Source organism: Dyadobacter soli (assembly GCF_900101885.1).
In the GTDB taxonomy this organism is placed as follows: Bacteria; Bacteroidota; Bacteroidia; order Cytophagales; family Spirosomataceae; genus Dyadobacter; species Dyadobacter soli.
In genome coordinates this window covers 327,324-339,987 of record NZ_FNAN01000006.1, presented here as the reverse complement: position 1 = coordinate 339,987, position 12,664 = coordinate 327,324, and the positions used below count along the sequence as shown (strand labels likewise).

8 protein-coding genes are annotated in these 12,664 nt (G+C 52.0%); 2 read left to right on the top strand and 6 right to left on the bottom strand.

All coding sequences use genetic code 11. The features are described 5' to 3' along the window. Window positions 1–6: 6 nt before the first annotated feature. The 4 genes from BLQ88_RS11800 to BLQ88_RS11785 form a co-directional block, all read right to left on the bottom strand. Window positions 7–987, bottom strand: a complete 981-nt coding sequence (locus tag BLQ88_RS11800) for a pyruvate dehydrogenase complex E1 component subunit beta (RefSeq protein WP_090149610.1) — start codon at window positions 985–987, stop codon at window positions 7–9. Window positions 988–1,195: 208 nt separating this feature from the next. Next, window positions 1,196–2,071 carry a transglutaminase family protein gene (locus BLQ88_RS11795; RefSeq protein ID WP_090149609.1) on the bottom strand — a complete coding sequence of 292 codons (876 nt, stop codon included), beginning with the start codon at window positions 2,069–2,071 and terminating at the stop codon, window positions 1,196–1,198. Beyond that, complete coding sequence (locus tag BLQ88_RS11790; protein ID WP_090149606.1) at window positions 2,061–4,613, bottom strand: circularly permuted type 2 ATP-grasp protein; 2,553 nt, start codon at window positions 4,611–4,613, stop codon at window positions 2,061–2,063. The genes BLQ88_RS11795 and BLQ88_RS11790 overlap by 11 nt, the downstream gene beginning before the upstream one ends. A 27-nt stretch (window positions 4,614–4,640) precedes the next feature. Beyond that, on the bottom strand, window positions 4,641–8,057 hold the full coding sequence (locus BLQ88_RS11785) for a transglutaminase family protein (protein WP_090149604.1): 3,417 nt from the start codon (window positions 8,055–8,057) through the stop codon (window positions 4,641–4,643). Window positions 8,058–8,374: 317 nt separating this feature from the next. On the opposite strand from BLQ88_RS11785, the gene proC reads away from it, so the two are divergent. Together proC and BLQ88_RS11775 are read left to right on the top strand one after the other, a co-directional pair. Further along, window positions 8,375–9,178, top strand: a complete 804-nt coding sequence (gene proC / locus BLQ88_RS11780) for a pyrroline-5-carboxylate reductase (RefSeq protein WP_090149601.1) — start codon at window positions 8,375–8,377, stop codon at window positions 9,176–9,178. Window positions 9,179–9,322: 144 nt separating this feature from the next. Continuing rightward, a complete protein-coding gene (locus BLQ88_RS11775) occupies window positions 9,323–10,234 on the top strand; it encodes a DUF1338 domain-containing protein (protein WP_090149599.1) in 912 nt (303 codons plus the stop codon). Here BLQ88_RS11775 and BLQ88_RS11770 read toward each other — a convergent pair. Together BLQ88_RS11770 and BLQ88_RS11765 are read right to left on the bottom strand one after the other, a co-directional pair. After that, window positions 10,231–10,668, bottom strand: a complete 438-nt coding sequence (locus BLQ88_RS11770) for a hypothetical protein (protein WP_090149596.1) — start codon at window positions 10,666–10,668, stop codon at window positions 10,231–10,233. The genes BLQ88_RS11775 and BLQ88_RS11770 overlap by 4 nt on opposite strands. A 47-nt stretch (window positions 10,669–10,715) precedes the next feature. Beyond that, complete coding sequence (locus BLQ88_RS11765; RefSeq protein ID WP_090149595.1) at window positions 10,716–12,653, bottom strand: SGNH/GDSL hydrolase family protein; 1,938 nt, start codon at window positions 12,651–12,653, stop codon at window positions 10,716–10,718. Window positions 12,654–12,664: the final 11 nt, after the last annotated feature.

Genomic DNA, 12,664 nt, shown 5'->3' with positions numbered 1-12,664 from the left:
TGAAGATTATTTATAAAGCACCGATTTCACGGCGTCCACCGTGCGCTTCACGTTCGGCAGAATCTCTTCGATCAATGTCGGCGCATATGGAAGCGGTACGTCACGGCTGTTCACGCGAATCACCGGCGCGTCCATGTAGTCGAATGCATTGCGCTGGATGTGGTAAGCGAGTTCCGAAGAAATGGAAGCCAGTGGCCACGCTTCTTCCACTACCACGCAGCGGTTGGTTTTCTTAACCGATTCAATCACAGTAGCATAGTCGATCGGACGAACAGTGCGCAAGTCCACCACTTCTACGTCGATACCTTCTTTTTCCAGTTGAAGCACCGCCGGCATCACCACGCGCGGGATCATTTTACCGAAAGAAACGATGGTAACATCCTTGCCCTGACGTTTGATATCAGCCTTACCTAGCGGAATAAGGTATTCTTCCTCGGGAACAGCCATTTTATCACCGTACATCACCTCCGATTCCATGAAGATCACCGGGTTGTTGTCGCGGATAGCCGATTTCAACAGACCTTTCGCGTCGTAAGGGTTCGCAGGAACGACCACTTTCAGACCCGGCGTGTTGGCAAACCAGTTTTCGAAGTTCTGCGAGTGCTGCGCTCCCAGCTGACCTGCATTACCGGTCGGGCCGCGGAACACGATCGGGCAACCGTACTGGCCGCCTGACATCGAAAGAATCTTAGCCGCGCTGTTGATGATCTGGTCGATCGCCACCAGCGAGAAGTTGAATGTCATAAACTCGACGATCGGACGAAGGCCGTTTCCGGCAGCTCCTACCGCAATCCCCGCAAAGCCAAGCTCCGCGATAGGCGTATCGATCACGCGGTCGGGACCGAACTCATCGAGCATTCCCTGACTCGCCTTATAAGCACCGTTGTATTCCGCAACCTCTTCACCCATCAAAAAAATACTCTTGTCAAGGCGCATCTCTTCCGACATAGCGTCGCGAATGGCATCTCTAAATGCTATTTCTTTCATTCGTAATTCTGATAATTATTAATTCTTAGAAGAAACCACTGCAAGATCAATGCATCTGAAACAGACCGACCTGCGCGGTTACATTAAAAGAGGTTTTGTACACTTATTTCAAAATGATCTGGTAAAATTAGGCAACACCGGCCAATTCTCAAATTCTTTGCCGGAACCATTCTGTTAAAAAACGAGGTAAATGCGGCGCATTCCCGTATTAAATCGGGATCACGTCCACTTCTACTGAGAGTGTGTGTTTTCCGTAACTGAAAATAATGCCTTTCAGCGGCGGCACATCGCTATAATCGCGGCCCCAGGCGGTGACGATATGGCGCTCGCCCGGTACCACATTGTTGGTCGGATCGAAATCGCACCAGCCGTAATCGGGTATAAAAACCGAGATCCACGCATGCGACGCGTCGGAGCCCTGTAATTTGGGTTTTCCCGGCGGCGGAAGCGTTTCCAAATACCCGCTCACATACCGCGCCGCGAATCCAAAACTCCGGATACAGGCAATGGCCAGATGCGAAAAATCCTGACAAACGCCCTTTTTAGCCGCTAACACTTCTTTAATAGGTGTGTTAACCGTCGTGAAATCGGGCACGAACCTGAATTCCGTGTAAATCTTCCGGCAGAGCTTGGCAATGCATTCATACAAAGGCACATCGTCGTCGAAACAATCACGCGCGAATGCTTTTATTTCGGCGTCCCACTTCACGAGCGGGCTGGGTAATGTGTATTCCAAAACCGAAATCTTGGTAGCGCGGTCGCCCGTGAGCCGCTCCCTGGCTTCGCCACTGGTTACCGACGACGGAATAAACAGCGAGCCCGTACGCTCTTTCAAACGTTCCACAATCGCGGTTGTCAGCACAGTCAGCGTTTTGTGGGGAGAATGCAGGGAAAAATAATGCGTGGTATTACCGTAATAATCGACGCGCTCGCTGATCTGCGCAGGTTCCGGAGTGATTTTAATGCTGAAATCCTGACAAAGCTGGTCGGGTAGCGTGCGTGGCGTCAGGCACACGAAGCTGTGGTAGTTGTTCACGGCCTCGGCGTACCGGTATTCGGTTTTATGGATCAGCTTATACTTCATCCGTATCGTAGTCCATCGGTTCGAAAGATGGGTGTATCAATGTGTGACTGAAATACTGGTTGGTCAGGTAGGTCGAAACCGAGCTTACCAGCCGCGCCACCTCTGCCAGCAGGCTGAAAAGCTCCGCGCGTTCGTCATTCGCATTGCATTTGGTCAGGTCCTGAATATTTGAAAGTTTAATCAGCGTCGATGCCTTCAATGCGAGCTTTTCCGCCTCGCTTAACCGCTCTCCATTGATAGTGGCCGGCAATGCGGCCAGGTTTTTACCCAGCTCGTCGAGCATATAAGCCAGCGAATACGGCAACCGCGTTTCCAGCAAAATCATATCCAGCATCGCCTCCACGCTTAAATGCGATTTATATATCTGCCTGTAATTCACCAGCATATGATGATTGATCAGCGTCGCCTCGATCAACTCGTTCTCCACAGCTGCCGGTCTTCCGACCCCAAAATTCGACTGGATCACGTTGATTCCCGACAATATCCGCTCGATCAATTTCCCGGTTTCGAGCAGCAGGTAACTATTGTCCCTGGGCATACTCTCCGCGATCACGCCCAGGAATGTGAACATATTATTGAACAGCCCGTCGAGCGTACGCTGGATGTTGGTACTGTTCATGTGCGAAGCATTCCGGATCTCCTGATAACCGTTGTCGATCAGGTCCACGATCCGCCAGATTTCCAGCTCCCACTGGTTACGAACGGCGCCTACCGCATTCAGGAACGACCCGATATTGGAGGCGATGCTACCCGGCCTGCCATGATCAGAGATCAATGCGATGATTTCCTTGTACGGGTCATTCAGCTTTTCATCACCATCCAGAAAACCCGGATACGTGGATGAAACGTGCGTCAGCGACTGCAAAAGTACTTTGATATGCTCCTGTTTGGCCGAGCCGCCAAAGTTGCGGTCGAGGTTAAGGACATTGATGGTAATGTTCATAAACTTGATCACAGCCATTGTCCGCTCGCAATACCGGCCCACCCAAAACAGGTTTTCGGCACTCCGGCTTGGTAGTGATATGTGTTTGTTAACAGCGACAGGCGTGTTCAGCACAATGCGGTCCTGCGGCTCTTCGGTAATGTCGGAAACGATCCAGGTGTCTTTGGAAAAACCGCCCTGCTGGTTGGAGATCACAAACCGGTCCTTCACCGCCGAGCTGCGCGTCAACCCGCCCTGCATGACGTGGTAACCGTTTTCATCTGCCACCATAAATGACCGCAATGCCGCATAACGCGGTTCCAGCACGCCGTTGATCAGCGATGGTGTGGTGGAAAGGCTAACCTCCTGCTGTGCGATAAACTCGTGCGGGCGTTGGGTAATCATCGATTTCAACTCCGCCTTTTCCGCATTGGAAAGCGTCCGCCCGTAAATAGAGCGGAATTTCGATTTCCGGTTCGCCTTCTTGATGATCAGCTCGTCGATATTGTCGAGCACGTAAGCCAGTTCTTTCTGATGCCCGCACCACCAGGTAGCGACGTTGGGCATAATCAGTTTTTCACTCAGAAAATACTGGCAGATATTCTCCATAAATGCCAGAAAAGCATGGTTTTCCAGCACGCCGGAGCCAGGCGGGTTCATTACCTGCACATTCCCGAGGCGGATCGCCTCCAAAAGCCCGGGTACCCCCAGGCGCGAATCCTCCCGCAGTTCAAGCGGATCGCACCAGTCGTCGTCGATACGTCGGACGATGACGTCTACTTTTTGGAGCCCGTCGATGGATTTCAGCCACACGTTGCCGTTGCGCACGAGCAGGTCGTCGCCCTGCGCGAGCGTGTAACCCAGGTACGACGCCAGGTAAGCGTGCTCGAAGTACGCCTCATTGCCCGGCCCGGGCGTGAGGTACACGATATTGGGCGCATCGCGGCTTTTGTCCGACAGCCTGAGTACCGTATTTTGAATGCTGTTAAAAAAAGGAGAAAGCTTGCTCACATACATGCCGTCGGCCAGCTCCGGCAGCAGCTTGCTCATCACAATGCGGTTTTCGAGCGTATAACCCGAGCCCGACGGTGCCTGCGTGCGGTTGTCGAGCACCCACATTTGCCCGTCCGGCCCTCGCGCCATATCCGCGGCGAATAAGGTCAGCTGCCGGGGCCCCGCGACTTTGATATCGATACAGGAACGGAAGAACCCCGTATTTTCAAAAACGAGCTCGGCTGGAACCACGGCGTCGCGCACGAGGTTACGCGGCCCATATAAATCTTTTAAAACAAGGTCCATCAGCACGGCGCGTTGTTGTAAACCTTTCGCGATACCATTCCATTCTTTTTGTTCAATTAAAAATGGAATGGGGTCGAGCTGCCAGGGGCGGTTCATGCCGTCGGGACTGCCATAGACATTATAAGTCACGCCATTCTCGCGCAGCTTGCTGATAATCTCCTGATTCCGATTTTTGAGCTCCTTAATGCCCAGTTTTTCCAAAGTGGCAAAAAGCGCCTGCCAATGCGGCTTCAATTTTCCGTGGGTATCCAGCACCTCGTCGTAGGAAGTCAGGCCGGCTTGATAGGATTGTAACAGGTTCACGGAAGCCTCGGTAAGCATATTCAAAATCAGGGTTATACTGCAAATCTACCTCGATTTCCAGAATTTGCGCAAATCCAGCGTGTTCGGGTATTCGGGGTTGATCAGCTCAATGGGCGTATCGCTGCGCATTTCCTTTTTCGTTTCGGCTATAAACCGGGATACACCGGCGGTTGTCTTCTCAACGACCGGCACCTCGCGGGTGGCCGAAGGCGTGTGCCCGAAGCCCTGAAAAAGGCTGATCTTGCGTGATTCGGCCTCGAATGCATTGACCGGATGGGTATCAAATGCGCGCCCGCCGGGATGCGAAACGAAATAGGTACAGCCGCCCAATATACGGTTATTCCAGGTATCGACAATGTCGAACGTAAGCGGCGCGTCCGCCCCGATCGTCGGGTGCAATGCCGATGGCGGGTTCCAGGCTTTGTACCGAATGCCCGACACATATTCGCCCTTTATACCCGCGCTCCGCAGTGGTACGCGGCAGCCATTGCAAACCAGAATATGCCTTCCTTCCACAAATCCGCTCACTTTTACCTGCAACCTTTCCAACGAAGAATCCACAAAACGCGCGGTACCGGCATTCGACAATTCTTCTCCCAAAACATGCCACGGCTCGATGCCCAGCCGCAATTCCAGCTGGATGTTATCGACCGTAATACCGCCGTAATGCGGGAAGCGAAATTCGAAGAACGGGTCGAACCATGAAATATCGAAATGGTAACCCGCCGCTTTCAGGTCGTTCACCACGTCCACCATATCCAGGTAGGCGAAATGCGGCAGCAGGAAGCGGTCGTGGAGCTCGGTGCCCCAGCGAATCAATTTATGCTTGTAAGGTTCTTTCCAAAACTTCGCGATGAGCGCACGTATGAGGAGCGTCTGCACGAGGTTCATATGCTTGTGCGGCGGCATATCGAATGCCCGGAATTCGAGGATACCCAGCCTGCCAGTCGAAGAATCGGGGGAATAGAGTTTATCCATACAAAACTCCGAGCGGTGGGTATTACCGGTGATATCTACCAACAAATTCCTGAAAATGCGGTCCACCATCCAGAATGGCACTTCGCCGTCCTCGGGAATCTGTTCGAATGCGATTTCTACTTCATAAAGACGTTCGTCGCGGCCTTCGTCGATCCGCGGCGCCTGGCTGGTAGGACCGATGAACGGGCCTGCGAAAAGGTAACTCAATGCGGGATGGTGCTGCCAGTAGGTCAGCAGGCTGCGCAGCAGATCGGGGCGGCGCAATATCGGGCTGTCGGCCGGTTTTGCACCGCCTATGGTCACGTGGTTACCGCCGCCGGTGCCGGTAGCGCGGCCATCGACCATGAATTTCTCGGTACCCAGCCGCGAAAAGAATGCCTCCTCATACAATGCACTGATATTATCCACGAGTTCCTGCCAGTTTTTGGCCGGATGAATATTCACCTCGATCACACCGGGATCGGGCGTGACGATCAATTTCTGCACACGATAATCGGACGTTGCCGGATAGCCTTCGATACGCACCGGCATATTGAGTTTCGCGGCGGTGGCTTCGATGGAAGCCATCAGGTCGAGGTAATGTTCGAGGTAGTCGGTCGGTGGCAGGAAAATGTAGATAATGCCATCGCGCTCCTCCACACAAATCGCCGTTTTGATGACAGGGACATCGAAAAGCAGCTTGTTTTGCACCTCTTCTTTCTTTGTCTCCGAATCCTCATCGACCGGCAGCACATTCAATGGTAGCTGATAAGCGGACGCCACCGATCCGTAACGTGCCTGTACAATGGGCTGGTAATCGCGCAATGCAGGCAAGTCTTCGAACGGGCTGCGCTCGACAGGCTGTTCCCGGTGCTCTTTGGCGATTTCAGGAAGTGAAGTCAAAGGCAAACGGTAACCCATCGCCGAATTACCGGGGACCAGGAAACAGTTATCCCGGCGAAACTGCCAGGCTGAGCTCGTCCAATGCCCGACTTTTTCCTCCCATTTTACCGGTATCACAAAACCGGCAGGGTTATTCAAGCCTTTTTCCAGCAATCTGGCCAGCGTCCGGCGCTCTATGGAATCTTTGAGATTAACCTTTAATGGATCGACATTGACCGGCAGCTTACCCTCTTCCATCGCCCAGTAAATGGGGTCTTCATAAGCCGGGGTGATGTTGTTGGTATCGAGGCCGAGGTATTTGGTTAATTCAGTCGTAAAAACCTCCGCATCACGGAATGTAAAGTGCGTCTGCCCCTCCCTGGCCACGAGTTCGTCATTCTTCCACATCGGCACGCCGTCGTTCCGCCAGTACAATGCATACTGCCAGCGCGGGAACAATTCGCCCGGGTACCATTTACCCTGTCCGAAATGCAGCAAACCGCCGTGCGCAAAGCGGTTTTTCAGCCGTAATGCAAGGTCATAAGCCAGCTGCCGCTTCAAAGGCCCGTCGGCCGCCGTGTTCCATTCCGCCGACTCATAGTCGTCGATGGAGATAAAAGTAGGCTCGCCGCCCATGGTAAGGCGGACGTCGTTTTCCTGCAAATCCTTCTCTACATCATAACCTACCTGCATAATGGAAGCCCATTGCGCTTCCGAATAGGGCTTGGTCACGCGCGGGTCTTCGTGAATGCGAAAAACCTTGTTATCGAACTCAAATGTAACTTCGGCAACGTCGGTAGCACCCGTCACGGGCGCTGCGCTGGCATAGTCGGGCGTACAGGAGAGCGGGATATGTCCCTCGCTCGCAAACAGGCCCGAGGTAGGGTCTAGGCCGATCCATCCTGCGCCGGGCACGTATGCCTCCGTCCACGCGTGCAGGTCGGTAAAATCCGCCTCCGGTCCGGAAGGCCCGTCGAGCGACTTGATATCGGAAGTAAGCTGCACGAGATACCCCGACACAAACCGCGCCGCAATGCCCAGATGCCGCAAAATCTGCACAAGCAGCCAGGCCGAATCGCGACACGAGCCGCTTCGGATCGTGAGCGTCTGCTCGCAGGTCTGCACGCCGGCTTCCATGCGGATATTGTAGCCAATAGCTTTGTAAAGCTCCTGATTAAGGTACACCAGGAAATCGACCGTCTTGATATCTTTCTGAATGCTCAGATTTTGGATAAAATCCATTAAAAGCGGCCCCGCCTCTCGTGGTTCGAGGTACGGCCCGAGTTCCTTGCCTAATGTCGGTTCGTATTGAAACGGATATTTTTCCGCATAATCCTCCACAAAAAAGTCGAACGGATTGATCACCTGCATTTTGGCAATCACTTCTACTTCGATGCTGAGCTCCGTTGTTTTTTCGGGGAACACCACGCGCGCCTGATAGTTGCCGAACGGGTCCTGCTGCCAGTTGATGAAATGGTTCTCCGGCGTAATTTTCAACGAGTAACCTTCGATTGGTGTGCGCGAATGCGGGGCGGGGCGAAGGCGGAAAATATGGGGAGAAAGCGAAACACTCCGATCGAACTTGTAGCGGGTCTTGTGCGAAATAGCAACTTTTATAGCCATAATAGGAGTATTATTATAAAATCAATTAATTTGGCATGAGCGCAAGTTAATTATCCTAAACAAATGCATTGCCTCTGTTTTTCAAAATATAAGCCTGAGCTAAATAAGAAAAACAAAATTTTATTCTTAGCAAATCTTACTAGAAAACGACGCGCGGAGAATCCGTATGCGAAACTAACCATGAACTGTAAAGAACATACCCGTTCCTGCGCCGCATTCGTCATAAATTAATTTGCAAACCCGTCCGGCGACTGATAATTCCTTAAAAGTTACGTAATTCGCCAAAATCCTTATGCTACCATTAGTTTAGTCCAAAAATGAAAATTGCAATCATCGGCTGCGGCAACATGGGTATGGCCTTCGCCCGCGCCTTCCTGAAATTCGACCTCGTCAAAAACCAGGATTTTTTACTGGTTGAAAAAAGCACCGACCGCATGGACAGCCTCACAAGCTTCCAGCCGGGCGTGATTACGGGCATTATCGGTCCGCAAATCGGCGAGTACGACCTGATCATCCTTTCAGTGAAGCCGCAGGATTTCCTTTCGGTAGCCGGCGCGCTCAAAGAGGTCATTAAGCCTAACCAGGTTGTACTGTCGATCATGGCCGGTGTGACCATAGAAGGCATTCAGAATGCGTTGGACCATAAAGCGGTGATCCGCGCGATGCCTAATACGCCCGCAATGCTTGGGATGGGGATTACGGCCTATTCAGCGTCGCCCGAGGTGGATATTCATCAATTGCATAAAATAGAAAACCTGATCAATGCAACTGGACGGTCGGTTTTTCTGGAAAATGAAGACCAATTAAACGCGGTGACTGCATTGAGCGGCAGCGGCCCGGCTTATTTCTTTTACGTGGTGAAAGCGATGATCGAAGCCGGTAAGCAAATGGGCTTTGAGGAATCGGTAGCCGCTTTGCTGGTGAAGCAAACGATGCTCGGTTCCTACCATTTGATCAACAATGCAGACAAATCGCTCGACGATCTGATCAAAGCAGTGGCTTCCAAAGGAGGCACTACCGAGGCAGCATTGCGCCAGTTTGAAGCCGGGGAACTGGATAAGACATTGGAAAAAGGCATTTTTGCAGCGCAGGTGCGGTCTACGGAATTGTCGAAAGGATAAAGAGCTTGTCAGCCTGAGCGGAGTCGAAGGCCGGTACTGAAACGGCCTTCGACTCCGCTCAGGCTGACAATACTTCGACTCCGTTGACTGTTAAAATGCTTTTGAACTTCAAAAACACGCTTCATTTCATCAAACTTCGAAAACATGAAAACGTCAGCCAGCAAACTCGCCACCCTCGACATTGTTCTGAATGGATTAATGCGCCGTTACAAGGAGCGAGTCCCCGACGTGGGCATTATCCTCGAAGCAATGGTGAGCGACGGCATCGTCGCCTCTGTCGACGACATTGAAAACGACCATATTGCATTCCGCACCATGGGTGTGCCGCAGCTGGGCGTGCAGTCGTTTGAGAAGATTTTCCTGCATTACGGCTACGAGAAGCGCGACCATTACTTTTTCGAAGGCAAAAAACTCGACGCCTGGTGGTACGCCCCGCCCCGCGAAACCGACCCGCGCATTTTCGTAAGCGAGCTCCGCGTAGGCGACCTCAGCGAAGAAAGCCAGCGCATCATCCGAAGCTACACCGACGAGGTAACCTCAGACCCTGCCGACTCCCTTGACCTCGACAATGGCCAAGCCGTGGACGCATTCCTGCACCAGCCGCTCTGGCGCACGCCCACCGTTGCTGATTACCAGTCGTTGCTCAAAGAAAGCGAATACGCCGCGTGGGTGATCTACAACCGGTATTACCTCAACCATTTCACGATCAGCGTCCATAACCTGCCCGATCGGTACAATACCGTCGCCACATTCAACGATTTCCTCGAAAAACACGGCATTAAGCTCAACACCTCGGGCGGTAAGATCAAAATCAGCCCCGATGGCGGATTATTGCAAAGCGCGACCGTCGCCGAAATGCTGGATGCGGAATTTGCAAAAGGTGAGAAGCTGCGCATTTCCGGCTCTTATGTAGAGTTTGCGGAGCGAAAGGTGTTGCCGGAGTTTGCTGAGCTCCCGGCCAATGAAATTAAACGAAAGCACCGCAGGGATGGCTTCGAGGCGGGTAATGCGGATAAGATTTTTGAGAGTACTTACACTACGCAGACCGGGCGTTAGGCAAGTGTGGAGTTTTGGAAAAGAACGTCCGGGCAGAAATCCAACGGAGCGGGAATTACGGTTCCGTCGTAATCTTCCATTTCAGTCATATTATCCCAAAGTATGGTCCTGCCGTCGGTCTTCGCCTGGATGAAAATTTCTGGTTGCAGAATCCTGCCGAACGGACTTTCGCGACTGCCTTGGTATTCCACCAAAAACTTTCCGAAATCCGTAACCCGGACCTGCCCATCCGTCCAGCGCGACTTGATGATGAATGGTTCGATGGCTAATATTTCTTTGATTCTCGGATTGTGGGAAGGATCAATGCCAAATTGGGTTTTCATATAAAGCGAAAACTCAATATCCCTTCCAGCTTCTGCGTCCGCTAGTCCCTCCTCGATTGCCGCCTTTGTTTTATCGTCCAAAGTATCCCAAAAATCTTCCGTTTCGTTCATATCTCTAAATTTTCCACCTTTAATAACAAAGCTTACAATGCAAAACCCTACTCATTAACAAGCAAATGCACAACCCGCACCGCATTCCCCTCACTCTTCTCATTTTTCTCACTTGAAATCGTCAAATGCAGCTTGTGTTTACCGGCCGGTAATTCGTCCGCCAGCATCAGGTACCAGGGTAAATGCAGTTGATCGCTCCAAGGCGTGTAGGTATCGAGGGTTTGTGGTTTCTTGCCGTCGATCGTATAAATGATCTTTCCGGCATCGGGGCCGGAGATGATGGCGATACCTACCCCGCGGCCTTTGAATTCGAAATCGAATGAAGAACCGGCGGTTTCAGCAACCAGCATTGGTACTTCCACGAATCCTGGCCGCGTCTGAAATTTCACTTTCGGCTTCCATTGCGGGTCGAGGGTGAAGCCTTTCAGGTTTTTGGCTTCTTCGAGCTTGTGGTAATTGCCTTTGTCGTAGGTGAAACGGTCCATCGGAGCGGGTAGCTTGACGTCTCCGGTTGCCGAAGACTCCATTTTCAGCATTTCCTTAATGGTCTGCGCGTAGATCTCCTGACCGTACGGCGAGGGATGCAGATCTTTAAAATCGTATTTCCAGGTGAACTCACGGGCCTTGATACGGTCGTACACTTCTTTGGCGAGGTTAATGTAAACGGCTCCGTAATGCTTCGCCACGCGCTCGTGTACGCCTACTTCCACGGGCTCCTTGCCGGCATCGTAATCGTCGTTCTTTTTCGGTTCGGCAAAGGCCATCAGTACCACATTTGCCTTTGGATTGGAGCCGTACATTTGCCTCAAAATACCATCCAATGCACGAATTTGTGCTTTTTCACTGAACCCATTGCCCCTGTCATTTACGGCCGCTTCTAAAAAAAGCAAATCAGGCGTACCGTTTGCGAGGACGTCGCGATTGAAACGCATGGAATGCGGCGTGCTGCCGAGCGAGGGAATGCCGGCCGCAATGAATATGAATTCCGTATCGGGGAAATGTTCTTTTAAATATTGAGATGTTTTGTCGCGCCAGCCGGGATTGTGTGTGATAGAGCCGCCCAGGAATGCGACGACGCCTTTTTTAGAAGTTCTGAACTTTTCAAATGCATTGCCCAAACCCTTATTTAGCGTAATATAAGGCGTGTGAAGCAGCGGTTTCTGAACCGGTACGCTGTTTTCTTCGACGAAATTTGCGAAAAATTCGGGGTGTTCGATGGGGAAATGGTAGCCTTCAAGCGTCTGCTCGCCGCGCGTCATCGGGTACACGCTCACAGGCCCGCCCAATGCGAGGTAGTTTTTCACCAGCAAATCGGTGTTTTCTGCCACCGGCGCGTGCTCGTCCTTCAAACCCACCACATGCACAATGGGCACTTTGAACGACGCTAGACCCGCCAGATCGTTCAATGGAATGTCGGTGAAACTAGCGGCCTGCTCTTCGGTGAGGTTGAAAATTTGCTTCCACGCTTCCCAGTCTTTGGGCGAGCCTTTGCCTTTACCCTTACCGCCCGGCCAGCTTTTCGGGTCGGCGACGGGCGCCTCGGCGTAAATGCAACTCACCTTGTCAGGATTGCGCTTGGCCCAGCCGTACACGTACAATCCGCCACGGCTCACGCCTTCCAATGCCACTTTCGGGGCGAAATGCTTCTCTTTTACCAGGTAATCGTAGAATGCGTCCCACACTTGCATGGCTTTCGGGTGGGCGAACATGTCGTTTGTATTCACATAGGCCACGTGAAACCCGCGCGCGAGCAAAATACTGTCCATATCCGTGTGCCATGTGGGGAAATGTGCCCGCCATATCCACGGGTTGCCTTCAATAGCTTTTTGTGGCTTTGCGTACCACGCATTGCGGTCCTGAAATGTGAATTCTACCTTTTCAAATCCTTTCCAATTTGTCGTTTTCTCGGAAACCTGGGCGGAAATACGGGTCGCCGACAGTGTTGAAACCACCAGCCAGAGCAATGCGAAACATTTCTTTTTCATAGTGGTGAAAA